The organism is Staphylococcus sp. TE8, from assembly GCF_000692055.1.
Taxonomy (GTDB): domain Bacteria; phylum Bacillota; class Bacilli; order Staphylococcales; family Staphylococcaceae; genus Staphylococcus; species Staphylococcus capitis.
In genome coordinates this window covers 251,393-277,362 of sequence record NZ_JMGB01000002.1, presented here as the reverse complement: position 1 = coordinate 277,362, position 25,970 = coordinate 251,393, and the positions used below count along the sequence as shown (strand labels likewise).

Here is a 25,970-nt window from a genome sequence, read left to right as displayed (position 1 = left end):
TTAGGCAATATGTATTTAATTACGCAGATAAAAGGGTGTCTGTAATAAAATTTTGAATTTAAAAGTTGAAAAAGCTAGTACATCTAGAGGGAAGATATACTAGCGATTATTTTTATTGTAAGTGAGTTTAAAATGCCAGGAATGATAGACGGGCTTCAGTGAGCAGGTCAATCGACAATAATACACAACTCGCAAAAATTTGAGGAACAATTTTAGCTCATTGCTAGTTATTGCTCATGACCTAAGCGCTCACTTCCACACCTTGATAGACGGGCTTCAGTGAGCAGGTCAATCGACAATAATACACAACTCGCAAAAATTTGAGGAACAATTTTAGATCATTGCTAGTTATTGCTCATGACCTAACCGCTCACTTCCGCACCTTGATAGACGGGCTTCAGTGAGCAGATTGCTCAACAATTATACGCATCGCGCAAAAACTAAAGAACAGTTTTCGCTTGATGCTAGTAATTGCTCGCAACCTAACCGCTCACTTCCACACCTTTTTTACACCTTAATTGGTCCTCCGGGGCCTACTGGTATACCAAGTAGGAACCATATTAATGTAAAGGCTATCCATACAATAGTGAGGGCGATAGAGTAAGGCATCAAACTTGATAGTAGTGTACCGAGTTTCATATTTTTATCATACTTTTGTGCATATGAAAGTAATAATGGTAGATATGGCATCATCGGTGTAATAGGGTTTGTAATTGAATCGCCTACACGATAAATTGCTTGTGTGAATGCTGGATGGAATCCAACTAAGATGAGCATTGGTACAAAGATAGGTGCTAGAATACCCCATTTGGCAGAAGCGCTACCGACCAACATATTGACTAAAGCACTTAGTAAAATAATTCCTATAATTAAAACTATTCCATTTTGATGTTGTAATAATTTGGCACCTTTAACGGCTGCAATGACACCTAAGTTACTCCATTCTAAAAAGGCAAGTAATTGTGATGCGAAGAATACGATGACAATAAATGACCCCATAGAACCTAATGATTCTGCAATCATACTGCCTAAATCTTTAGTATTTTTAATTTCTCCACTTAATATCCCATAAATTGTGCCTGGTAATAAGAACACAACTAAAATAATTAATCCGACACCATTAATTAACGGTGCATCGTCGAGTAGACTTCCAGTCTTCGCATTTCTTAAGAAACTATGTTCTGGTATTGCGCATATAATGAGTAAAACGATGAGTACTACAAAGCTTATGTTTGCCCAAAAGAGTGCTTTATTCTCTCGCGATGTGATATGAGAAGATGTTTCTTCTGTGTCTTCATGGGCCTGGCTTTCATCATAGCGTCCTAATCTAGGAATAATGAGTTTTGTCGTAACCAAATGGATTGTTGGTAACAAGACAACAACACTTGCTGCAATAAAGTACCAGTTCATAGCCACGTTTGTCTTAATGTCTTTAGAAACAATACGTGCTGCTGGGTCTGTGAAAGAATAGACGAGTGCATCTTGCATCCCTACTACTAAATTTGCAGCAAAACCTCCAACTGCTGAAGCGTAGGCCATGGCTAAACCAGCGATAGGATGGTAGCCAATCTTAATAAATAACATTGCTGCAAGTGGTGGTAAGATAATTGTTGCCGCGTCTCCAGCAGTACTTCCTAATATGCCAATTAATATAATCGTTGGAACAATTAACTTTTTTGGTGCTTTGTTCACGACTGAAATCATTAATTTGTCGAAGTAGCCAGACTTTTCAGCAGCGCCAATTCCAATCATCACGCCTAATACTAAACCTAGTGCGGGAAATTCTGAAAAGTTCTTAATCGCGTTATTCATGATATAAGCGAAGCCGTCATGGCTTAATATACTCTTAATATGTATGACTTTCCCATCACCAGGATGTTTTACGGATACGTTGAATAATGATACAAACCAAGTAATGATTGCGAGTCCTACACACATAAAGAAGAAGAGTACCGCAGGATCTGGTAATTTATTCCCCACAAATTCGACTCCATTTAAAAATTTACTTACGAAAGACTTTTTCTCCTTTGCATTTGCCCCCATTAGTTATTTGCCCCCTTTGATTCATTATTGAATCTATACCCATCAATACCATCTTTAGGTAAGAATTTTCTGAAATTTAAAACTAAGCTTACATGATTAATACATATATGTAAACGCTATCTATAATATTAAAGTTCATTTTCCGGAAAATAAATATCATAAACTAAAGCGATATCATTGATATAACAGCGTTTAAGAAGAATTTAAAAGTGGAAGATATATATTGTAAATAATGAAGAAAGTTTTATGAAGGAATTAAAAAATCGGGAGAGTGACGAGCGATGAAACGTTTAGAAAACAAAATTGTAGTAGTAACCGGCGCAAGTACAGGTATAGGCCAAGGTTCTGCAAAGGTCTTAGCCAATGAAGGTGCACATGTCTTAGCATTAGACATTTCTGATAAGTTAGATGACACAGTGAAGGAAATTAATGAGGCTGGTGGTCAAGCTACAGCCTATAAAGTAGATATTTCCGATGAACATCAAGTAGAACAATTTGCCGAAGAAGCTAAAGATAAATATGGTCGTATCGACGTGATATTTAATAATGCAGGTGTAGATCATGGTGCGGGTCGTATTCATGAATATCCAGTAGAGGTCTTCGATAAAATTATGGCTGTAGATATGAGAGGAACTTTCTTAGTAACTAAGTTCTTATTACCTTTAATGATGGATCATGGTGGCTCTATCATTAATACGGCATCATTCTCAGGTCAAGCAGCTGACTTGTATCGTTCTGGTTACAACGCTGCTAAAGGTGGCGTGATTAACTTTACAAAATCTATTGCCATTGAATATGGTCGTGAAAATATTCGCGCAAACGCGATAGCACCTGGTACAATCGAAACACCATTAGTTGATAATTTAGCAGGTACCTCAGAAGATGAAGCGGGTAAAACATTCCGTGAAAATCAAAAATGGGTTACACCTTTAGGTCGTTTGGGTACGCCTGATGAAGTAGGTAAACTAGTGACATTCCTTGCTTCTGATGACAGTTCATTTATTACAGGTGAAACGATTCGTATCGATGGTGGTGTGATGGCATATACATGGCCTGGTGAAATGTTAAGTGACGATAGTTGGAAGAATTCAACGAAATAATGATGACCATATCATATATGATATAATCACAAACCCCCAGTTTCCATAAATGAGGAACTGGGGGTTATATGCGTTTCAGATTTAGGCATTTATTCTATTGTTGGGCGCAGTTTTCACATAATTTATATTGCGAATCAGCCCAATTTGCTAGATGGGTATAACCTTTTAAGTCTTTCGCTTTAACTTGTATTGTAAGATTTTCATCTTTATTGATTTCTTTGCCACAATTAGAACATTTCATTGCTCCAAAAATAGTTGTCTTTTTATCATCATTTTTAGAAAACATGATTTGCCTCCTTGTCTTTTTGTTACCACATTAATGATTGATAGCTGTCGTCATTTAACGAGCGTACGATCTCAGTAATCAGTTGAACAGAATTTTCATAATCATCTGTGTGCATGACTGAAACATTAGAATGCATATATCTTAATGCTACACCAATAGTGATTGTCGGAATTCCTTCATTGGCTACATGAATGCTACCAGCATCAGTACCGCCTCCAGGAGTTGTAGCCCATTGAACAGGAATATGATGAGCTTCTGCAACCTCTTTAATATGTTTACGGAAACCATCATGTGCAATACTTGTTGCATCCATCATGATAACAAGAGGGCCATCACCTAAGTTGCCTTGATTCTTCTCACTAGTCATACCTGGAACATCATATGCCACGCCGACATCTACTGCAATTGCAAGATCTGGTTTGATAAGATTAGCTGCGACTTTAGCACCACGTAAACCGACTTCTTCTTGAACTGTGGCACCAGCGAATAAGTTGATATCAATACTGTCATCTTTTAAACGGTTGAGGACATCAATAGCTAATGCGCAACCATACCGATTATCAAACGCCTTCGCAGTTAAATATTTATCATTTGCAAGTGTTTCAAATTCACTATATGGTGTAATCATATTTCCAAGCTCTACTCCCGCAGCTTCAGCTTCTTCTTTGTTTGCTACACCTATATCAATATACATATGTTTAATTTCAACTGGTTTCTTACGTTCTTCCTGTGAGAGCGCATGAGGAGGTTTTGAACCGATAATACCTCTAATTTCTTTACCATTTTCAGTAGTGATTGTTACTTTCTGAGATAACATCACTTGGTTCCACCAGCCCCCGATAGGTGTGAAATAAATATAGCCGTCTTTATCGATTTGAGTCACGATAAATCCGATTTCATCAAGATGACCTGAAATCAATAATGATTTTGAACCATTTTGGGCACGCTTTTTCCCGAAAATGCCTCCCAAATTATCCTCGACGATCTCGTCACTTACAGGAGTTAAGTAATCTTTCATTAGTGATTTAACAATTTTTTCATGTCCAGCAATGCCGTTAACGTCTGTTAATGATTTAAGTAGTTCCTTTGAGTCAGACATAGCTATCTCCTCCAATAATAAGTTTTCAATTTTAGTATAACATGCATGTGACATTCTTTATGATGTGGCAGTAGCTTTTGAGTTCATTTTCAAGAAATAAAATCAAATAGTGGAAAATAATATGAGTAACATATTTGTATCGATGGTGGTATAATTTATTTGAAAAAAAGACGAGAGAAGGCGACAACAATGAAAAAAGTGATTTCTCTTATAGCAGTGTTAGTTCTAAGTGTGGCTGCACTTTCTGCGTGTAGTAAGGAACAAACGAAGACATATGAGGGAGACGTTAATGGTAAGAATGTCATTACGTCATTAACATATAAGGATGACGAAGTACTTAAGCAATCTACCATTGGAACGGTTAAATATGATGATTTAGGAATTGATCAATCACAAGCTAAAGAAATGTTAAAAAAAGATGAGAAAGCTTTTAAAGGCGTTAAAGGTGTAACGTATAAAGTCGATTACAAAGATCAAAAAGCTGTCGAGCATATAGATGTCGATTATAAAGAAGTAGACGTAGATAAATTGAAAAAGAATTTAGGTTTCGAGTCTGCTAAAGCTAAGAAAAAAGATTATGTAAGTATGAAGAAATTAGTTAAACAATTGAAACGTAATGGTTTGAAAGAGAAAAGCAAAATGAATGATGAATAATTGTTGAAGTTGATTGAACAATTATTTTAGATGATGAAGAGTGCGGGACGTGAATCTCGCACTCTTTTTTTAGTTATGAAATTAATTTAAGTTTATAATCTTTAATTTTTTGAGTAGCTCCATCAAGCTCTCTATAAATAATATGTTCTGATGTGATTTCAGTCGGACTATTAACACCAACAGCCGCTGCGATATTAAATAGACCTTCATGTAAACTAGTTACATAATTTGTCACACGGTATTGTTTCTCATCAACGATGAGCGCTTTTTCTTTTTTAGGATCAGTTGTAGCGACACCAACTGGACATGTATTTAAGTGACATTGTTGACTCATGATGCAACCAACACTAATCATCATACCTCTAGCAATATTTACTAAATCAGCACCTAAACCTAACGCAATGGCAATTTTATCGGGAGTGATGAGTTTACCAGATGCAAATATTTTAATTTTATCTCTGACACCATATTTTTCTAACATACCTGAGACGATGGGTAGTGCGGTAAGTAAAGGTAATCCGACGCCATCTTCAAGTTCTTGGAAAGTAGCCCCCGTGCCACCTTCACCGCCATCGACAGTGATAAAACTTGGATAAGTATCGAGTTGAACCATTGTTTTTACTAGTTTTTCGATTTCATCAACTTTACTTACTACGATTTTAAATCCTACAGGTTTTTGACCTAGATTCTTAATTTGATCAACAAATTTGAGTAAGTCTTCTGGATTTTTAATAAAGTCAAAACGGTTTGGTGAATTAATTGTTTCATGGGGTTTAACATTACGAATTTTAGCAATTTCTTCTGTAACTTTATTGCCTTCCATATGACCACCACGTGTTTTAGCGCCTTGAGCTAACTTTAATTCAAATGCGCGAATATTTTCACGATCAGCCAATTGTAAAAACATGTCTTTATTAAAGTGTCCTTCTTTATCTCTCACGCCAAAAAGTCCTGGGCCAATTTGGAAAATGATATCACCATCACCCTTAAGATGGTAATCTGATAGCCCACCTTCACCTGTATTCATCCAAGTGCCTGCTTTAGATAACCCTTTTGATAAAGCAGTTATAGCATTTCTACCGAGTGCACCATAACTCATACCTGATTGTCCTACTAAACGTTTTACTTTATATGGATGTTTAAGTTCAGGTCCTAGGACAACTGCATGTTCATCTGATAAGAAGAAAGGATCGATTTGAGATCTTTTTCTATGTTCATCACGACTAAATAATCGTTCGTTTTCAATTTGATATAAAAATGTTGAGATTAAATCTGAATTATCGACATGTAATTCTGAGGCTTGTAATGGAAACATTGTGTTTTGTATGTAAAACCCATCTTTATATTCTCTTTGAGTACCGTAACTCGTCATGCGAGAGTTATATTTACCTGCAAGAACAATATGTTTATAATCATTTCTTGAAAATGGTTTGCCTTCATTATCATCAGCGAAGAAGTACTGACGAAGTTCGGGGCCTATTTTTTCAGAGATATAACGGATACGTCCTAAAACTGGAAAATTTCTAAGTACACTATGTTGATCTTGACCTTTATCTTTAAATAGCCAAATTAAACTCATGATAACAATACCTAATAGCACAATCATTATGATGATATTGACTATAAATTGCATCGTTGTCAATATAGACATAAACATTCCCCCTAAACTAGTTTCTTCATTATTATGATACATCAATGTATGCGTTTTACAATGAAAGCGTATAAAATTAATTTTAAAATTTCAATTAAATTATTACATTTACGTACTTTAGTGATAATGTTTAAGTGATAGGTAATAAGAGGTGAGCTATGAATAGAGAGACACAATCAATAGAGAGAAAACGACATATTCCTTTATGGAACAGTAAAAAGGTTGTTAAAAAAGACATTCTACTTATACCAGCATACATATTTTGTCAAAGTATAATACCTATCATCGTAGTCTTTGGAACACTAGGTATTACTGCAATGATTACACAGCATGCACCACCTGACTGGTTTTACAACCTTTCATTAAGTATAAGCTTTGTTCTGGCACAAGGTTTAGTGCTCATGCTGTTTTTTACCTTACATAAGTTTTATATTGCCAGTGTCGCAAGGAGACAGTTTAAAAACGCTAAAAAGTATGTACGTCAAATACTTATTGTAGTTATAATTACATTTGTGCTAATGTTACTTATTGAGTGGCTTGTTCAGTGGCTACCTGCTTCATTAAGATTTGGTGTAACACAATATGAACGGCGAGTGGAAGGATTATTTCTACACCCAATCGCCTTATGCTTTACGTTTATATCAATGGTAATTTTACGCCCTATGATTGAACAACTTATCTATTGGAAGTGTAATTGGAGCATTCATTTTACTAATTGTGTTTTATCTCATGCATAAAAACAACATTAAACCTATAGCTATATCACGATTCAAAGCACTTAAGAAACATATTATATTAATTATAGGATCTATCATCATGATTTATGTATTTGAATCTTTTTATCAGATTTTAATGCAGTTTTTACCGGAAAAGTTTCAATTTAATGATACTGAAAATAATAAAGATATAGCGAAAATGTTTACACATGGATGGTTAGTGCCATTTCTTTTTCTAGATATTGTTATACTCACACCTTTTGTTGAAGAGCTAATATTTAGACATTTGATTATTCATGAATTAGGTAAAAAATTAACTTACGGCCTCATGTATATAGTCTCGATACTTATATTTGCTAGCTTACATTGTGTGGGCGCTAAATCACCATTTGAAATAGGACCTTATATTATCATCGCGTCCATGATCGTTTTTGTTTATCATAAAACTGGTAGAAATTTAGCAGCTACCATTACGATGCATACTATAAACAATGCTGTTTCATTTCTAATAATGGTAATGGGTTTATAATGTAAATGAGTACACATTTGTGAGTGTGTACTCATTTTTTGTTTAATGATAAATATAATATTCAGAAAATATAAATATTTATTTAATGTTAATATAAAACTTAAAATAGGGAATATAAACAACAATAGTTTCATAGAAAGGAGCGTTAGTCTTGCTATTAAAAGTTGAGAATCTTACATATGAAGCGGATAAACGTACAATATTAAACAACATCAATTTAAATATTGAAAAAGGGGATACCATAGCAGTTATAGGGCCATCTGGAAGCGGAAAGAGCACCTTATTTAAGCAACTTAATAATTTAATTAGTCCTACTGAAGGTGAGCTATATCTAGATGGCAAAAATTACAATGACTATTCGCCGGAAGAATTAAGATCACGTGTAAGTTATCTTATGCAACAAAGTGGCTTAATAGGTTCAACGATTGAACATAATATGAAATTCCCTTGTGAGGCAAGAGGGGATAAGTTTGATAAGGAAAAAGCAAAACAACTTATTAAACAAGTCGGACTGGGAGATTATGACTTAGATGCTGAAATTGAACATATGTCTGGTGGGGAACGTCAAAGAATTACGATTGCACGTCAATTAATGTATGAGCCAGAAGTGTTACTATTGGATGAATCGACAAGTGCACTAGATACTAAGAACAAAGAAAATATTGAAAATATTATCTTTGATTTTGCTAAAAAAGGCGTAGCCATTCTTTGGATTACTCATAGTGATGATCAGAGTATGAGACATTTTAAAAGAAGAATCACCATTACTGACGGTAAAATCACTAAGGACGAGGAGTTGAATAATGATGAGTAATACAGCATTATGTTTAACAGCACTACTATTATTGATTCCAATCTTTATTTCATATAAAGAAGGTTTACATATCATTAAAGATTTAGTAGTGGCAACGATACGAGCTGCAATACAATTACTTATTTTAGGATTCTTGCTACATTACATTTTTAAAATTAATGAAAAATGGCTACTCATGCTATGTGTGCTAGTGATTATAATTAATGCATCATGGAATACTATAAGTCGTGCTTCACCAGTGATGCATCACGTATTCTGGATTTCATTCGTAGCTATATTTATCGGTACAGCATTACCATTAGCAGGCACTTTAGCTACAGGAGCGATTAAATTTACTGCGAATGAAGTTATTCCAATTGGCGGAATGTTGGCGAATAATGGTTTGATTGCCATTAACTTAGCTTATCAAAACTTAGATCGGTCATTTGTTCAAGACATTTCAGGTATTGAATCTAAATTAACGCTATCAGCAACTCCGAAGATGGCATCAAAGTCTTCTATTAGAGAAAGTATCCGTTTGGCCATTGTACCAACTATTGACTCTGTGAAAACGTATGGACTTGTATCTATTCCTGGGATGATGACTGGCTTAATTATTGGTGGGGTACCTCCATTACAAGCCATTAAATTCCAACTATTAGTAGTCTTTATTCATACGACAGCAACGATTATGTCAGCATTAATTGCAACTTACATGAGTTATGGCCAATTCTTTAACGCTAGACATCAGTTGATAGCGCGAAACTCAGATGTAGTAGGGGACGAATAATATCTAAATCCATTCTACACAAAACATAATTTCTTATTATATAATGAAACAGTTATGAACATTACAGCGTTTGTAGCTGTTTTATTTTTTGCTACAAACCTTTGCAATACAATTTAGTTTTAAAAGAAAGGAGTTTATTTATGTCTATCGTGCGTATTGCCACTTTTATATTGAGTGTGTTTATCGTGGGAATGGTGGAGATGATGGTAGCTGGTATTATGAATTTAATGAGCCATGATCTTAATGTTTCCGAAGCGGTTATAGGTCAGCTAGTTACGATGTACGCGTTGACATTTGCAATTTGTGGTCCGATTTTAGTTAAATTAACGAATCGATTTGCTGTACGACCAGTTTTATTATGGACGTTATTCACCTTTATCATTGGTAACGGAATCATCGCAATTGCACCGAATTTCACTATTTTAGTTATAGGACGTATACTATCGTCAGCTGCAGCATCATTAATCATTGTTAAGGTCTTAGCCCTAACTGCAATGTTAACGAAACCGAAGAATAGAGGTAAGATGATAGGGGTTGTGTATACAGGATTTAGTGGTGCTAACGTATTTGGTGTCCCTATTGGAACAATGGTAGGTGATTGGGTTGGTTGGCGCTTTACATTTCTATTTATTATGGCAGTTAGTGTTTTAGTAGGTATATTGATGATTATCTATCTTCCTAAAGAAAGCGAATTAGCACATGCCAATCGTTCTAATCATTCATCGGACCATGATTCCGAAACACCTTCACGTATCTTACGTCCTATGGAAATCGTAAAATATTTAATTATCACTTTCTTAGTTTTAGTAGCAAACTCAGTCACTTTTGTGTATATTAACCCATTAATTTTGTCTAAGGGACACGAGTTATCTTTTGTATCTCTAGCATTGTTAGTCAACGGTGTTGCTGGAGTAATCGGAACATCACTCGGCGGAGTCTTTGCAGATAAAATTACAAGTAAGCGTTGGTTGATGATATCAGTATCAATCTTCATTATCATGATGCTTGTGTTAAACCAATTACTTGCAGGAACTGTTATTCTACTCATTGGATTGTTTGTATGGAATATTATGCAGTGGAGTACGAACCCTGCGATTCAAAGTGGGATTATTGAACACGTTGAAGGTGATACAAGCCAAGTAATGAGTTGGAATATGTCATGTCTGAACGCCGGTATTGGTTTTGGTGGCATCGTTGGAGGATTAGTGATATCTCATATTAATGTTCAAGCCATAACCTATACAAGTGCTATAATTGGCTTACTCGGACTTATTGTTGTTTTAACTTTAAAGAATATTCATTACGCTAAAAATTAAAACCTGAATCGCTCATGTTAGTGGATGAGCGTTTCAGGTTTATTTATATATATGAAAGTATTCAGTATCTTCATGGTATTTAGACCAAGGCATTTTATTATATCTTACAAAGTGACCTAAATCTGCCATCATGTCATGACTTAATTGAATATCTGATTGCGTATAATGATAGTTATTTGCTGATAAAATATTTAAGTTGCCAAACCAAAATATCATATCGAGAATATGGTAAGCAGATTTAAAATGAATGCTTTTAGGTTTACACCAGTCGAAACGTGCTAACCATTTGTGTTGAGAATGCGAAGATTGTAGAAAGTTCAATGCCATATTTTTAAAATAAGATGTCGTTATTACTTCTCTTTGTTGTTGTGCATTTTGAACATCTTCTAAAATGGGAATATCGAATAAGCGCATGATTTCTTTAAAGCGCAATGGTGACAGTTTCCGTGAATCATTCTCTATATAAATATCTCCCTCAGAATTCGTGAAACCAACGAATACTGGTTTTGAAAATGCAGTTACAGATCGTGTCATTTCAGGGCTTTGGATAGGTTGATAAATCAAATCAAGACTTCTCGATGGCCCTCGTTCTACTTTATGTAATCTCATTAAATCTAAAATTTCATTACTAGTTAATGATTCAATTGATTTATCAAGATAATGCATGTGAACTAAAGATTCAAATTGTTGCGCCTTCTTATTTGCAGTTAGAGGAGAATCACTGTGTAATGTGCCACTGAGCAACATCACTTTGTGATAATACTGGTCTAATTCTGGTATTTGCATGAGTGCCATTATACTCATACTTCCTGCAGATTGACCCATCAACGTTATGTTTTGAGGATTACCACCAAAGTAGGCAATATGATGGTGTACCCATTTTAAAAGGTTGATTTGATCAGACATACCATTATTGTAATCATAATGATTATTGAAATAAGACCAGTCTAAATAACCTAGAGCACCTAAACGATAATTGAAGGTAATAACAATAATATCTTCTTGTTCTACGAGATGATAGGGATTGTATAAATCTGCTGTTCCGTGCCCTTGAGTAAATCCTCCTCCATAGAAATAAATAACAACGGGTTTTAAATTTTTGGTATTACTTGCTCGCCAAATATTAAGATAAAGACAATTCTCATCTTGTTTAAAAGTTTCAAACGTCTGAACACCATTTGAGAAGAAATCTTCAAGTGAATTATAAGGTTGGGGAGGAATAGGTTTAGCTTTCTTGGCATCAATCATTTCATCGATAATGTTGTATAACTGTGAATGTTGAAAACGTGTCTTAGAATTAAATGATTGGGCATAAGGTATACCTAGAAATGTATCGATATGATCGTCACTTGTTCCAATAACCGTTCCTTTATTGATATTTACTTTAACCACATTCCCATCTCCTTATCATTCTCTTAATTTAAACTATACCATTAAAAAAAACGCTCGAGACATTCATCTCGAGCGCTATAAGTTATGCGTTAGTTATTTTGTTCTTGACGATCTCTTTCTTTCCAGTCTTTACGTCTTGCTTTTCTGCGACGTTTTCTTAATTTATCGCCCATCTTCTTGTTTAATTTATTGGCACGTTTGAAGTAAATACTTTCGAAGTAACTTGTTGTACCTAATTGATAGAAGATTAAAGCTACAATTGCGATAACTAAGAAATCCCATGGGTAATGAATCCAGTTCATACCCTTGAATTCTTTACTTCCGATGAATGATAAGAATGCGAGTACGACTAAGTAAATAATAATCCATAAACTACCGCCGATTTGTTTTTTAGTGTTTTTCCAATTCATCTTATATTCATAGAAGAAATAAATTGGTAAACCTAAAATGATAATGAAAATAACTTCTGCAGTCGTAGGCCACATAGCCCAATAAATTGCTAGTGACGCAAGTACGAATGATAATGGCGCCATAAATTTTAATATATTTGCTTTAAATGGACGTGTCATTTTTGGTGCCATTTTACGTAATGAAATAACTGTTGTTGGGCCTGTTAAATATGCTACTAATGTTGCTGTAGAAATAACAGCTGCTAATGTACCCCAGTCACGGAAAAGTGTAACCATAATCATACTGATGATTGCGTTAAATGCAATTGCTACACGTGGAATATTATATTGTTCATTCATTTTACCTAAGAATTTAGGAATATGACCATTCTTTTCCATAGCGCGTAACACACGGCCAGTAACAGCTACGAATGATACACCTGTACCAAATGGTGAAACAACAGCCTCAACATAAAGTAGAATTGCTAACCAATTGATACCTAATAAAATTGCCATATCTGCGAAAGGTGAATTGAAATTAATTCCATTCCAACCATGTTCATGAATCATTGAACTTGGCATTGATGTAATAAACGTACTTTGAAGTACAATGTATAAGATTGCACTTAATGTAAGTGAAATCGCAATACCTCGAGCGATATTTTTCTCAGGATTTTTAATCTCAGATCCCATATTAATGATAGTTTGGAATGCGTTGAATGAGAAAATGATACCTGATGTAGTCGTTGCAGCGAAGATTGGTGCACTACCATATGGCATAAATGCACTTGCTGAGTGACCATAGTTATTTGTATCAAATCCAGAAATCATTAACATAATAATAGTTAATAAAGGTACTCCTAATTTAAACACTGAAATTAAACTAGTGAAAGAAGTTAATAGTTTGACAGACCAGTAGTTTAAAAGGGAGAATATTGCGATAATAACGTAAACGGCGAATAAACCAATTGTACTGATTGAGCCGTCTTTCATTAAAGCTCCCATAGGTTTAGCCCATTCCCAAGGCCACGAACTCATATATTGTACAGCTGAAACAGCTTCAATTGGAATAATTGTTACGAGTGAAACCCAGTTAGCCCATGCTGCTATGAATCCAAGTAGTGATCCATGTGTGTATTGAGCATAATTACTCATGCCACCTGATTGTGGGAACATTGTCCCAATTTCAATATAGTTATAAGCTATCGTTCCAATAACTATGAAACCGATGATCCATGAAATAATGGCGGCTGGACCAGCGATAGAAGATGCCTCCCATGCTCCGAATAACCAACCAGAACCGATTAATGAACCAAGCCCTAGTAAGACGAGTTGCGAGAGGTTAATCTTACTACTTTTTGATTTATTTTTATTTTCCATATTTACTCCTTCTTATGTGCTGAAAGATTTTTCAACAAATTACTGGTACAATTATACGCGAGTTTAATTAATAGTCAAATTGTGTTTTTGTAAAATTTTAATTAACGTTACATAATTAGATTTTTCTGAAAATTAATTATACAATAGCTAATAATATTTAATAAAAGGATTGAAGGGGGTAGCTAATGATGAATAAACAAAAAAATGAAAAGGTTGAACAATTTTTACAAAAAGATAGTCAATGGCAGGCGTGTTATAAATATTTGAGAAAGTTAATTTTTGAAGAAACTGAACTTGAAGAAACATATAAATGGATGCACCCATGTTACACATTAAATAATAAGAATGTAGTGCTTATTCATGGTTTTAAACATTATGTAGCACTACTATTTCATAAAGGGGCTATCTTAGAGGATAAATATCATACGTTAGTGCAACAAACTGAGAAAGTTCAAGCAGCCCGTCAATTGCGTTTTGAAAGTTTAGACGAAATTAAAGAACGAAAAGATGAGATTTTATTTTATATAAATGAAGCCATTCAAACTGAAAAAGCAGGTAAGAAAGTTGAAATGAAGAAAACTAAAGATTATGAAGTGCCTGAAGAGTTAGAGGAAAAATTCTCAGAAAATCCACAATTTAAAGAGGCGTTTGATAATCTGACTCCAGGTCGTCAGCATCAGTACATATATCACATTTCACAAGCGAAACGTAGTCAAACTAGAATTAATCGCATTGAAAAGTATTATGAGCATATTTTAAATGGAAAAGGCATGCAAGATAAGTGATGAAAAGAAAGAGCAGGCGCATGATTTTATTCTCTAAGCATAAATAAAAAACTGTCGACATCGTCAGAGACCATGCCGACAGCTTTAAAGCGAACAGATTCCACCCTGTTCGCTTATTTATTTCACTCTAATTGTTGAATTATTTTTGATCACCATTTAAACGGACTAAAATTTTAGCTTGCGATTTATCATTAACAAGTTGATTGAAACCACTTTCGACTATATTTTCTAATTCAATTTCATCGGTAACTACATCTTTAACATTTAAACTGCCATTAGCGATTAAATCGATTGTTTGTTGGAAAGTTGTTGGTGTATAGGCAATTGTAGTAGTTAATTTAACCCCTCTATTCATTTGAAGAAGAGGATTAAATTCTACTGGGTGACCGAAAATAGCTACGATAACTGAAGTACCACGTGGACGTGTCACTTCAATAGATTGTTGTAATGTAATACCAACACCAGCTACTTCGAATGAAACATCTACACCATTTTCAGTGTTATCATATACAGCTTTTATTGGGTCTACATTTCCAGAGTTAAAGGTATGAGTTGCTCCAACGCTTCTTGCTTTTTCTAAGCGTTCTTCAGATAGATCGAAGACAAAGATTTTACTTGCACCAGCTGCTTTAGCTGCTATAACAGTTAGTAAACCAATAGGTCCAGCTCCAAATACCGCAACTGTGTCACCGAATAATAATTCGCCTTCCTTAACAGCTTGAACAGCTACAGCTGTAGGTTCAACAAGTGCGCCTTCACGTGCTGATACATTGTCAGGTAAATGATACACGTTTGTTTCAGGTGCGTTAGTAAACTCTGCAAACCCTCCATCTGAACCTAAACCTATAAATGAATAACCATCATATAAATCAACATTTTCTTCTTTTTCACGTTTAGAAACAGTTGGGTTTACGACAACTCGGTCACCTTTTTTGAAACGTGTGACATCTTTACCAACGTTTTCAACTACGCCAGAAAACTCATGACCCAATGTTACAGGTGCTTTTTGACCTAACAACGGATCAGGTTTGTCTGTTGAAATGAAAATAGGTCCTTCTAAATATTCATGTAAATCTGTACCACAAATACCTGTCCATGAGACTTTCACTTGAACTTCATCATCTTTTAATACTTTTGGATCGCGGTCCTCTACACGAACATCTTTTTGTCCATACCAGACTGCTGCTTTCATAATTTAACAACCCCTCAATTGTTTATTTGACATCGAAACTACATCTTTAGTCTTTCATTTGGTGTAATAATTCTTATCACACTTTGAGAATAATACTATTATAGTATGTTTTCAATAGGTTAAAGCAAATTTATGTGAAAAAATTCACGAATTTTTGCGGTTTGATTTATTTTTTCATCGAAATTTAACTTTTAGATGGTAAATATTTATTTAGGCTCTATTTTATAAAAAAGTTAACATAGAAAAATATGACTTTGTAAGTTGACTGATGTTTAATAAATTAATATAGGGTATAGACTTATATAACTGCCGAAGTTCACGTGTGCACATATTAGTGTTAGTATGATATTCAGATTACTAACATAATTATGTGAAATATTACATATTCAAAATTTTAAAAGCAAAGGCCTCTGTGCTCTTGTTTAACTTATGAACCTATTTGTTTAACAACTGCTCTTGAGGCCTTTTATTTTTTGAAATTTGAGGAAACTTCGTCACTTTAACAATTGGAAAGGGGAACAAAACTATGTTAAGTATTAAAAACTTAACCAAAATTTATTCAGGGAATAAAAAAGCAGTTGATAATATTTCCTTGGATATTGAATCTGGTGAATTTATCGCCTTTATTGGGACAAGTGGTAGTGGTAAAACGACCGCATTACGTATGATTAATCGTATGATTGAAGCGACTGACGGTCAGATTACGATGAATGGTAAGGATGTACGTAATATGAATCCAGTAGAATTACGCCGTAGCATTGGTTACGTCATTCAACAAATCGGTTTAATGCCACATATGACCATTCGAGAGAACATTGTTTTAGTACCTAAACTTTTAAAATGGTCTAAAGAGAAGAAAGATAGTAAGGCAAAAGAATTAATTAAATTAGTCGATTTACCTGAAGAATACTTAGATCGCTATCCAGCTGAATTGTCAGGTGGACAGCAACAACGTATTGGAGTAGTGCGTGCACTTGCTGCTGAACAGGATATCATTTTAATGGATGAACCATTTGGTGCACTTGATCCTATAACTCGAGATACGTTACAAGACTTAGTTAAAGAGTTACAACAAAAGCTTGGTAAAACATTTATTTTCGTTACACATGATATGGATGAGGCGATTAAGCTGGCAGATAAAATTTGTATCATGTCTAAAGGGCAAGTTGTGCAGTATGATACACCAGATAATATATTAAGAAATCCTGCGAATGACTTCGTTAAAGACTTTATCGGTCAAAATCGTTTAATACAAGATCGTCCGAATATGAAGACGGTAGAAGGTGCGATGATTAAACCTGTAACAGTACAGGCGGATGATTCATTAAATGATGCAGTTAATATTATGAGAGAACGTCGAGTGGATACCATCTTTGTCGTGAATAATCATAATAAATTATTAGGTTTCTTAGATATTGAAGATATCAATCAAGGTTTAAGAGCAAAAAAAGAATTAATTGATACAATGCAACGTGATATTTATAAGGTACATATTGATTCAAAATTACAAGATTCAGTGCGTACGATTCTTAAACGTAATGTAAGAAACGTACCGGTAGTGGGTGATGATAATGAATTAATTGGTTTAATTACTCGTGCAAACTTAGTGGACATTGTTTACGATTCAATTTGGGGTGAGAGTGATGAGGGCTTAAGGAATGACTCATCTCATTTAAATAATCATCCTACCCACAACCGTGTTCAAGAGGAGCAAGAGGCTAACGTAGCTCAAGAGTCTGACTCACATAAAGGAGCTAATGAGCCTGATGATACTCAGAAAACGGGAGTTGATCAATAATGAGAGCATTCTTTCAAGAATACGGCGGTCAACTCATATCGAAAACAATTGAGCATTTCTATATTTCAATTATTGCTTTACTAATAGCAATTGTTGTAGCGGTGCCACTGGGTATTTTACTTTCTAAAACGACTCGCACAGCTAATGTTGTATTAACCATTGCAGGTGTACTCCAAACAATACCAACACTTGCAGTATTAGCAATTATGATTCCTATCTTTGGTGTAGGTAAGACACCGGCTATTGTAGCTTTATTTATCTATGTTTTACTACCGATTTTGAATAATACAGTATTAGGTGTAAAAAATATTGATAAAAATGTTATTCAAGCAGGTCAAAGTATGGGGATGACGAAGATGCAATTAATGAAAGATGTTGAATTACCACTTGCATTACCTCTTATCATTAGTGGTATCCGACTTTCAAGTGTGTATGTTATTAGTTGGGCAACTCTTGCAAGTTATGTCGGAGCTGGCGGATTAGGTGACTTGGTATTTAACGGTTTAAATCTTTATCAACCACCTATGATTATAAGTGCAGCTATTTTAGTAACACTTTTAGCGTTAATTGTTGACTTCTTACTTTCATTAGTTGAAAAGTGGGCAGTGCCTAAAGGTCTCAGAGTATCTAGATAATTAAAAAGGGAGGAAACGTCTTTGAAGAAACATATGAAATATACAGTCATTCTCATTGCATTGTCCCTCTTAGTATTATCTGGGTGTAGTTTGCCAGGCCTTGGTGATGGCAATGCAAAAGATGATGTAAAAATTACGACGACTGAAACAAGTGAAACAAAAATTATTGGTAATATGGAAAAATTAATGATTGAGCATGAAACAAATGGCAAAATCAAACCAACTTTAATTGGTAACTTAGGATCAAGTATTATTCAGCATAATGCGTTACAACGCGGAGATGTGAATATGTCGTCAGTTCGATACACAGGTACGGAACTAACAAGTGTACTTGATGCTAAACCGACGAAGGACCCTAAAAAGGCGATGTCAGAAACGCAACGCTTATTTAAAAAGAAATATGATCAAAAATATTATGATTCTCTAGGGTTTGCTAACACATACGCTTTTATGGTTACTAAAGAAACAGCTAAGAAATATCATTTAGAAAAAGTATCAGATCTTAAAAAGTATAAAGATAAATTGCGTTTAGGTATGGATACGCAATGGATGAATCGTGCAGGAGATGGCTATCCTGCATTCGTTAAGGATTATGGCTTTAAATTTGATAGTGCTCGTCCAATGCAAATTGGTTTAGTTTATGATGCACTTAAAAATAAAAAATTAGATGTAGCAGTAGGATATTCTACAGATGGGCGTATTGCAGCCTATGATTTAAAAATCTTAAAAGATGATCGTAAATTCTTCCCACCATATGATGGCAGTCCTCTAGCTACGGAGAAATTAATTAAAGATAATCCTAAAATTGATAAAGCATTGAAAAAACTACAAGGTAAAATTAATACTAAAGAAATGCAAAAATTAAATTATGAAGCGGATGGTAAAGGCAAAGAACCTGCCGTGATTGCGGAAGAGTACTTGAAGAAACATCATTATTTTGATGATGAGAAAGGAGGGCAAAAATAATGAAAGGCAATTTATTGCATTCAATCCTAGAGTATTATTCACTCAACTGGGCCTTCCTTTTAGAACTTTTCTTTAAACACTTACTTATGTCTGTTTATGGTGTGTTATTCGCTTGTATCATTGGTATACCCTTTGGGATTTTTATAGCGAAATATAAACGCTTATCATGGCCAATCATTACGATTGCTAACATTATCCAAACAGTACCTGCCATTGCGATGCTAGCGATTCTAATGTTAGCTATGGGTCTAGGACCAACTACTGTTGTTGTGACCGTGTTCTTATATTCTTTACTACCAATTATTAAAAATACGTACACGGGTATCGTAGAAGTTGATGATAACATTAAAGATGCGGGTAAAGGTATGGGCATGACGGGCAACCAAATTTTAAGAATGATTGAGCTTCCTTTATCATTATCTGTGATTATTGGAGGTATTAGAATCGCACTTGTAGTAGCAATTGGTATTGTAGCGATAGGTTCATTTATAGGTGCGCCAACACTTGGGGATATTATCATTCGTGGTACAAATTCTACAGATGGAACAACATTCATTATAGCTGGTGCCATTCCTATTGCATTAATCGCTATAATTATTGACATTGGATTACGCTTTTTAGAGAAGCGTTTAGATCCAACTCGCAAAAATAAAAAAACTCAGTCACAAGAAGACCAAGTTCAAAAATTAGGATAATATTCAGTGATTTGTAATTGTTAATAATAAAGAGCTACATTTCCTATTAAAAGTATAAGGAAATGTAGCTCTATTTTTATATTATAAAGTTTAAAAATTTATAATAAGATTGGTGCGAGAATAGGTACAACAGCTACGACAATTACGCCTACAATAACAACGGCGATACTTCCCATAGATTCTTCTGTTTCACCTAAATCTTTAGCAGCAGCTACACCCAGAGTGTGGCCACTAGTACCTAAAGCTAATCCTCTCGCAATGGGGTTTGAAATTCTAAACATTTTAACTATTTTAGCACCTAGTGCAGAAATAACTACTGCATTTAAAATAACAGCCAAGGAAGTTAATTCTTTTACTCCGCCAATGCCTTCAGATACAGGTAAAGCGATTGCTGTTGTTGCTGCTTGAGGTAGCATTGATGCTGTAATCTGAGAACCAAATTGGAATAATCTAGCAACTAGGTATATTAGAATAAGTGCTACGACTGTACCTATGGCAATTCCACCAAATATTTGAATCCAGTATTTTTTTAATACATCACGTTTTTTATATAAAGGTATCGCAAAACTAATAGTAGCCGGTTCTAAGAAGAAGTTAATGATATTACCACCAATTTTATAATCTTGATAGCTAATGCCAGTTACCTTTAAAAACACAATTCCTACAACCATACTGACAAATAATGGTGCCAATAAGAAGAAACCATTTGTTTTTTTATATAGGTATGTAGCAATTACGAAAGGAATTAATGAAAGTAATATTCCAAAGTATGGTGTGTGAATTCCTAAATGATCAAGCATTGTTTAACCTCCGATTTGACTAGTTTCTTCATTTTTTTCTTTAGATGGGAAAAGTGATTTCGTAACTAAAAGTTGTGAAGCAAAACCAGTGCTAATAAGTAATAAAATAGTTGAAATAATAATTAATAAAATAATTAAAACAGGACTCTTACTTAAGATTGGTAATGAGTTAATAACTGAAATACCAGCTGGAACGAAAAGGAAACTAATATTATTAGTTAAAGCAGTTCCTACAGATTCAACTTGTCCTAATTTGACTATGCCAGTGCATAGAGCGATGAATAATAATACTAAACCAATAACTGAAGCTGGCATAGGAATCGGGATAAATGATTCGATTATTTTAGAAATTAATAAAATAACTGCCAGTGTTAAGGCTTGTTGAAAAACATTATATGTTTTCTCTTGGGGGTTTTTATTATCTTCCTTATTTGAATTAGAGTTTGACAACTTTAATTCCTCCTTTGCTTTCTATAAAACACATTGTAATATGTATTTATTTTTTAAGGGTAATTCTATTGAAATAATACTAAAAACGTAAATAAATTGTCATGGAAATTATATTTTTTTGACTTATTTTTGTGAGTTCCAAGAATTCAATCAATAAATTAAGCCCTTACATATCTTAAACCTATAAGTTCAAACATTATAGTATGGAAATATTAAAGTAAATAGTGTAGAATAAGTTTCTATATTTACAAATTTTCTAAAAATTATAAGAAGTCATTTCTTGATAGAAGGTACTATACATAATAAGACTTAATTTAAAAATTTTACCATATTTGTTGGTATCATTTAAAAAGTAAATTTAAATGTGATAAAGTTTCTTAATGTAAAATTACGAAAAAATAATCAGGGGTATTTTCGTTAATTAAGATAAATAAATATATTTAAAGTGAGTTAGTCTTTCAGATTTAGGGTTTCTAATTCAAGTAGGAGGAATAAATGATAGATGAATACTTCAAAAGAATTTAGGGGAGATAACCGCCTTTTACTAGGGATCATATTAGGAGTTATCACGTTTTGGTTATTTGCACAGTCACTGGTTAACTTGGTTGTCCCGTTACAATCATCTTATAACAGTGATATCGGTACGATAAATATTGCTGTGAGTTTATCTGCATTATTTTCTGGCTTATTTATTGTTGGTGCCGGTGATATCGCGGATAAATTTGGACGCGTTAAACTTACATATATTGGATTAGCATTAAATATCATTGGTTCAATTCTTATCATTATTACACCATTACCGAGTCTATTAATTATTGGTCGTGCAGTTCAAGGACTTTCTGCTGCATGTATAATGCCCGCGACGTTAGCGATTATTAATGAATATTACATCGGCACAGCTAGACAACGCGCGCTCAGTTATTGGTCTATTGGCTCATGGGGTGGTAGTGGCGTCTGTACATTATTTGGTGGATTAATGGCGACAAATTTTGGCTGGCGTTCTATTTTTATTATCTCTATTATTTTGACGATATTAGCAATGTTTTTAATGAAACATACTCCCGAGACGAAAGCTGAACCTATCGGCAATAAACCTCTGGAACCTAAGAAATTTGATGTTATTGGATTAATCATTTTAGTGATTTGTATGTTAAGTATTAATGTTATTATTACTCAAACATCTAATTATGGCTTGATGTCTCCACTTATATTAGGTTTAATTGCCGTTTTCGTTATCTCACTCATCGTATTCGTTATGTATGAGAATAGAATCAAACATCCTCTTGTTGACTTTGATTTATTTAAAAATAAAGGCTATACCGGTGCAACAGTTTCAAACTTTATGTTAAATGGTGTTGCAGGTGGTACGTTAATTGTGGTTAACACTTATTATCAACAGCAATTAGATTTTAATTCTCAACAAACAGGCTATATTTCACTTACATATTTAGTAGCGGTATTAATTATGATTCGTGTAGGTGAAAAGATTTTACAAGCATTAGGACCTAAACGACCACTACTTATGGGAAGTGGTTTTACAGTTATAGGTTTAATTCTACTTTCTTTAACATTTTTACCTGACGCATGGTACATCGCAGCGAGTGTTGTAGGGTATTTATTATTTGGTACTGGTCTAGGTATCTATGCGACGCCTTCAACAGATACAGCTGTTGCTCAAGCACCAGACGAAAAAGTAGGTGTAGCTTCAGGTGTATACAAAATGGCTTCTTCTTTAGGGAATGCCTTTGGTGTCGCTATTTCAAGTACAGTTTATAGTGTGCTTGCTGCGCAATTAAATTTATCACTCGGTGGTTTTATGGGTGTGATATTTAACGCAATTGTAGCACTCCTCGCTCTAGTAGCTATCTTGTTCTTAGTTCCGAAAAAACAATCAAATTTATAAAAATCATGGATGGCGTATTGGCCATCCATTTTCTAAAATAAAAATTAACAGAAAATTTAGAAAAAAGAGCAAATGTGCATTGACGCTTTATCTTTTAAGTAGTAGTTTAAAAATAATATCACTTAATAAAGGGGATGTAAGGAATGAAAATAGCAATTGCGGGTTCTGGCGCACTTGGAAGTGGGTTTGGAGCCAAACTGTTTCAAAATGGTTATGACGTATCTCTTATAGATGGTTGGGAACCCCAAGTCACATCTATTCAACAGGAAGGCTTACATATTGATATTAATGGTGAGGGATATCATTTTGACATTCCTATGCATTGTCTCTCACAAATTCCGTCAAATGAACTTTACGATGTTATATTTTTATTTCCTAAATCTATGCAATTAGAGTCAGTGTTAGATGCAATCAAACCTCATATTCATAAAGAAACCATTGTGGTTTGTACGATGAATGGGTTAAAACATGAACGACTCATTCGCAATTATGTAGAAGATGCCCGTATTGTTCGTGGTGTCACTACATGGACAGCGGGTATAGACGTTCCGGGTCATACTCACCTTATGGGAAGCGGTCCCGTAGAAGTTGGTTGTCTTGTTCCAGAGGGGATCGATAACGTAAAAATTATCGTAGATATCCTCAATCAAAGTGAATTAAATGGAGTCGTAAGCGAAGATTTACATCAATCAATTTGGAAGAAGATTTGTGTTAACGGCACAGCGAATGCATTGTGCAGTATCTTGGAGTGTAACTTAGCCACTTTAAATGAAAGTAGCTATGCCAAAAATTTAATTTATAAATTAACACAAGAAATTGTTCATGTTGCAACATCTGATCATGTTCACCTTAATGTTGATGAAGTATTTGAATATCTAATAGACTTGAATGAAAAGGTAGGTCCGCACTATCCTTCTATGTATCAAGATTTAATCAAAGATCATCGTAAAACTGAAATTGACTATATTAATGGTGCAGTTGCACGATTAGGCAAAGAAAATCATATACCCGCTCCAGTGAATGAATTTGTGACAAATCTGATTCATTCAAAGGAAAGCCAGTTAAATGCACAATAAATAATAAAGTAGGACATTTGTTTTAACTTTTTTATAAGATGATGAAGAAGTTAATCGATGTGCTACTTCTTTTTTTACAATATGCTTTAGCTTTTTTGAAAAGGGTAAACACAAAACTGAGTAAAAAAGGAGATGTTATGATGTCTAGTACATGTAAAAGAATCATGGTTACAGGCCTTGTTGGAGGCTTCATTGGAGGCGCTATTAAAATGGGATGGGAAGCGTTAGTACCGCCGAGAACTCCTGAACGTGAAGAAGAGCCGCCACCTATGACATTATTAAATCAATTAGGCTTACCTGAGAAGGTTAAACATGCTACTTATAACTACAATCAAAATGAAATACCAATAGCTGTGATGGGCATTCATTATGGCTTTTCAATTGCACATGCGTTCGCATATGCGATTCTTGCTGAAAGATATTCCAAAGTAACTGTTTTAAGAGGGAGTTTATTTGGCATAGCTATAAATATTGCATTTCATGAATACTTGTTACCTCGTGTAGGTTTAACTCCTGAAATTGATGAGTTACCTAAAGAAGAACGTATTTCTGAATTATTAGGTCATATTGTTTGGATGAATACTATTGATTACGTTAGATCAGCTTTAAAATAAAGCTATTGAGGAAATTCATTTTAAAAAATAGAAAGAAAAGGTGAATAAAATGACTAAAATATTTGTAACAGGAGCAACAGGTTTAATTGGCACGAAATTAGTAAAACGTCTTAAAGAAGAGGGACATGAAGTCGCAGGTTTTACTACATCAGAACATGGTAAACAGAAATTGGAAAATGCAGGTGTGCAACCTTATGTCGGTGATATTCTTAAAGCCGACACAATTGATGCAGCTATAGAAGCTTTTAAACCTGAAATCATTATCAATCAAATTACTGATTTAAAAAATGTAGATATGAGTGCGAATACTAAAGTGAGAATTGATGGTTCTAAAAATTTAATGGATGCTGCAATTAAGCATAACGTTAGAAAAGTAATCGCGCAGAGCATTGCTTTTACCTATGAAGCTGGTGAAGGATTAGCTACAGAAGAAACGCCTTTAGACTATAATTCTACCGGAGATAGAAAAGTCACAGTCGATGGCGTAGAAGGTCTTGAAAATGAAACTAAACGTCTAGGAGAATATGTTGTTTTACGTTTTGGTTGGTTATATGGACCAGGAACTTGGTATGGCAAAGATGGCATGATTTATAACCAATTTATCGACGGCGATGTTACATTAAGCGATGGTGTTACATCATTTGTGCATCTTGATGATGCTGTAGAAACGTCTATTCAAGCGATTAATTTTGATAATGGTATTTACAATGTAGCAGACGATGAACCTGTAAAAGGTTCTGATTTTGCTGAATGGTATAAGAATCAATTACAGGTTAATCCAAAAATAACAATACAACCCGCACAACCATTTGAACGAGGTGTGGCGAATGACAAATTCAAAGCACAAGGTGGTAAACTCATCTATTCAACGTGGAAAGATGGTATGAATCCTATAGAATAAAAGAAATGCACTATTTA

General features: G+C 34.3%; 24 protein-coding genes and 1 pseudogene. 16 read left to right on the top strand and 9 right to left on the bottom strand.

All coding sequences use genetic code 11. The annotated features are described in order from the left end of the window. Positions 1-507 precede the first annotated feature (507 nt). Complete coding sequence (locus tag CM54_RS07765; protein WP_037550380.1) at positions 508-2,043, bottom strand: AbgT family transporter; 1,536 nt, start codon at positions 2,041-2,043, stop codon at positions 508-510. Positions 2,044-2,324: 281 nt separating this feature from the next. On the opposite strand from CM54_RS07765, the gene CM54_RS07760 reads away from it, so the two are divergent. Beyond that, complete coding sequence (locus CM54_RS07760) at positions 2,325-3,143, top strand: SDR family oxidoreductase (protein WP_037550377.1); 819 nt, start codon at positions 2,325-2,327, stop codon at positions 3,141-3,143. 94 nt (positions 3,144-3,237) lie between these two features. Here the strand turns inward: CM54_RS07760 and CM54_RS07755 are convergent, their stop codons facing one another. Together CM54_RS07755 and CM54_RS07750 are read right to left on the bottom strand one after the other, a co-directional pair. Further along, on the bottom strand, positions 3,238-3,429 hold the full coding sequence (locus CM54_RS07755; protein ID WP_037550375.1) for a hypothetical protein: 192 nt from the start codon (positions 3,427-3,429) through the stop codon (positions 3,238-3,240). Between the two features lie 22 nt (positions 3,430-3,451). Next, on the bottom strand, positions 3,452-4,528 hold the full coding sequence (locus tag CM54_RS07750; protein WP_037550372.1) for a M42 family metallopeptidase: 1,077 nt from the start codon (positions 4,526-4,528) through the stop codon (positions 3,452-3,454). 189 nt (positions 4,529-4,717) lie between these two features. Between CM54_RS07750 and CM54_RS07745 the strand changes: the two genes are divergently transcribed. Continuing rightward, entirely contained in the window at positions 4,718-5,182 is a 465-nt protein-coding gene (locus CM54_RS07745) for a YehR family lipoprotein (protein ID WP_037550370.1), read from the top strand. 73 nt (positions 5,183-5,255) lie between these two features. On the opposite strand, the gene CM54_RS07740 is transcribed toward CM54_RS07745, so the two are convergent. Continuing rightward, on the bottom strand, positions 5,256-6,833 hold the full coding sequence (locus CM54_RS07740) for an FMN-binding glutamate synthase family protein (RefSeq protein ID WP_023351166.1): 1,578 nt from the start codon (positions 6,831-6,833) through the stop codon (positions 5,256-5,258). A 158-nt stretch (positions 6,834-6,991) separates the two neighbouring features. Here CM54_RS07740 and CM54_RS07735 point away from each other — a divergent pair. The 5 genes and pseudogenes from CM54_RS07735 to CM54_RS07715 form a co-directional block, all read left to right on the top strand. Continuing rightward, a pseudogene (locus tag CM54_RS07735) lies at positions 6,992-7,516 on the top strand (CPBP family lipoprotein N-acylation protein LnsB); the annotation flags it as partial. 46 nt (positions 7,517-7,562) lie between these two features. Continuing rightward, positions 7,563-8,078 (top strand): CPBP family intramembrane glutamic endopeptidase, encoded by a 516-nt coding sequence (locus tag CM54_RS07730; protein ID WP_231469427.1) that lies wholly within the window; start codon positions 7,563-7,565, stop codon positions 8,076-8,078. Positions 8,079-8,229: 151 nt separating this feature from the next. Further along, positions 8,230-8,892, top strand: coding sequence for an ABC transporter ATP-binding protein (locus CM54_RS07725; protein WP_037550364.1), 663 nt, complete (start codon positions 8,230-8,232; stop codon positions 8,890-8,892). Next, complete coding sequence (locus CM54_RS07720) at positions 8,885-9,661, top strand: ABC transporter permease (RefSeq protein WP_002432324.1); 777 nt, start codon at positions 8,885-8,887, stop codon at positions 9,659-9,661. Before CM54_RS07725 ends, CM54_RS07720 begins: the two co-directional genes overlap by 8 nt. Positions 9,662-9,801: 140 nt before the next feature. Continuing rightward, positions 9,802-10,977 (top strand): MFS transporter, encoded by a 1,176-nt coding sequence (locus CM54_RS07715; RefSeq protein WP_037550361.1) that lies wholly within the window; start codon positions 9,802-9,804, stop codon positions 10,975-10,977. Between the two features lie 39 nt (positions 10,978-11,016). Here the strand turns inward: CM54_RS07715 and CM54_RS07710 are convergent, their stop codons facing one another. Then, complete coding sequence (locus CM54_RS07710) at positions 11,017-12,369, bottom strand: carboxylesterase family protein (RefSeq protein ID WP_037550359.1); 1,353 nt, start codon at positions 12,367-12,369, stop codon at positions 11,017-11,019. 89 nt (positions 12,370-12,458) lie between these two features. Next, a complete protein-coding gene (locus CM54_RS07705; RefSeq protein ID WP_002469890.1) occupies positions 12,459-14,138 on the bottom strand; it encodes an APC family permease in 1,680 nt (559 codons plus the stop codon). A gap of 185 nt (positions 14,139-14,323) precedes the next feature. Here CM54_RS07705 and CM54_RS07700 point away from each other — a divergent pair, with 185 nt between their 5' ends. Next, positions 14,324-14,923 carry a YdeI/OmpD-associated family protein gene (locus tag CM54_RS07700; RefSeq protein ID WP_037550357.1) on the top strand — a complete coding sequence of 200 codons (600 nt, stop codon included), beginning with the start codon at positions 14,324-14,326 and terminating at the stop codon, positions 14,921-14,923. A 139-nt stretch (positions 14,924-15,062) separates the two neighbouring features. Here the strand turns inward: CM54_RS07700 and CM54_RS07695 are convergent, their stop codons facing one another. Further along, positions 15,063-16,115, bottom strand: coding sequence for a 2,3-butanediol dehydrogenase (locus CM54_RS07695; RefSeq protein WP_037550355.1), 1,053 nt, complete (start codon positions 16,113-16,115; stop codon positions 15,063-15,065). 526 nt (positions 16,116-16,641) lie between these two features. Here CM54_RS07695 and CM54_RS07690 point away from each other — a divergent pair. From CM54_RS07690 to CM54_RS07675, 4 genes are read left to right on the top strand one after another with little or no spacing between them, the layout of a single operon-like run. Further along, on the top strand, positions 16,642-17,913 hold the full coding sequence (locus CM54_RS07690; protein WP_002432604.1) for a betaine/proline/choline family ABC transporter ATP-binding protein: 1,272 nt from the start codon (positions 16,642-16,644) through the stop codon (positions 17,911-17,913). Beyond that, positions 17,913-18,548, top strand: coding sequence for an ABC transporter permease (locus CM54_RS07685; RefSeq protein ID WP_037550353.1), 636 nt, complete (start codon positions 17,913-17,915; stop codon positions 18,546-18,548). Before CM54_RS07690 ends, CM54_RS07685 begins: the two co-directional genes overlap by 1 nt. 21 nt (positions 18,549-18,569) lie before the next feature. After that, positions 18,570-19,514 (top strand): osmoprotectant ABC transporter substrate-binding protein, encoded by a 945-nt coding sequence (locus CM54_RS07680; RefSeq protein WP_002432629.1) that lies wholly within the window; start codon positions 18,570-18,572, stop codon positions 19,512-19,514. Next, positions 19,514-20,209 (top strand): ABC transporter permease, encoded by a 696-nt coding sequence (locus CM54_RS07675; RefSeq protein ID WP_037550351.1) that lies wholly within the window; start codon positions 19,514-19,516, stop codon positions 20,207-20,209. Before CM54_RS07680 ends, CM54_RS07675 begins: the two co-directional genes overlap by 1 nt. A gap of 98 nt (positions 20,210-20,307) precedes the next feature. Here the strand turns inward: CM54_RS07675 and lrgB are convergent, their stop codons facing one another. Together lrgB and lrgA are read right to left on the bottom strand one after the other, a co-directional pair. Continuing rightward, positions 20,308-21,009, bottom strand: a complete 702-nt coding sequence (gene lrgB / locus CM54_RS07670) for an antiholin-like protein LrgB (RefSeq protein ID WP_002453952.1) — start codon at positions 21,007-21,009, stop codon at positions 20,308-20,310. A gap of 3 nt (positions 21,010-21,012) precedes the next feature. Further along, positions 21,013-21,459 carry an antiholin-like murein hydrolase modulator LrgA gene (lrgA, locus tag CM54_RS07665; RefSeq protein WP_002432718.1) on the bottom strand — a complete coding sequence of 149 codons (447 nt, stop codon included), beginning with the start codon at positions 21,457-21,459 and terminating at the stop codon, positions 21,013-21,015. Between the two features lie 502 nt (positions 21,460-21,961). Between lrgA and CM54_RS07660 the strand changes: the two genes are divergently transcribed. From CM54_RS07660 to CM54_RS07645, 4 genes are all read left to right on the top strand, one after another. Further along, on the top strand, positions 21,962-23,362 hold the full coding sequence (locus CM54_RS07660; protein ID WP_037550348.1) for an MFS transporter: 1,401 nt from the start codon (positions 21,962-21,964) through the stop codon (positions 23,360-23,362). Positions 23,363-23,505: 143 nt separating this feature from the next. Beyond that, the gene (locus tag CM54_RS07655; RefSeq protein ID WP_002453949.1) at positions 23,506-24,438 is read left to right on the top strand and encodes a 2-dehydropantoate 2-reductase; all 933 of its coding nucleotides are present in this window, start codon (positions 23,506-23,508) and stop codon (positions 24,436-24,438) included. 140 nt (positions 24,439-24,578) lie between these two features. Next, positions 24,579-25,052 (top strand): DUF1440 domain-containing protein, encoded by a 474-nt coding sequence (locus CM54_RS07650; protein ID WP_037550344.1) that lies wholly within the window; start codon positions 24,579-24,581, stop codon positions 25,050-25,052. A 49-nt stretch (positions 25,053-25,101) separates the two neighbouring features. After that, entirely contained in the window at positions 25,102-25,953 is an 852-nt protein-coding gene (locus CM54_RS07645) for an NAD-dependent epimerase/dehydratase family protein (RefSeq protein WP_037550341.1), read from the top strand. The last annotated feature ends 17 nt before the right edge of the window (positions 25,954-25,970 follow it).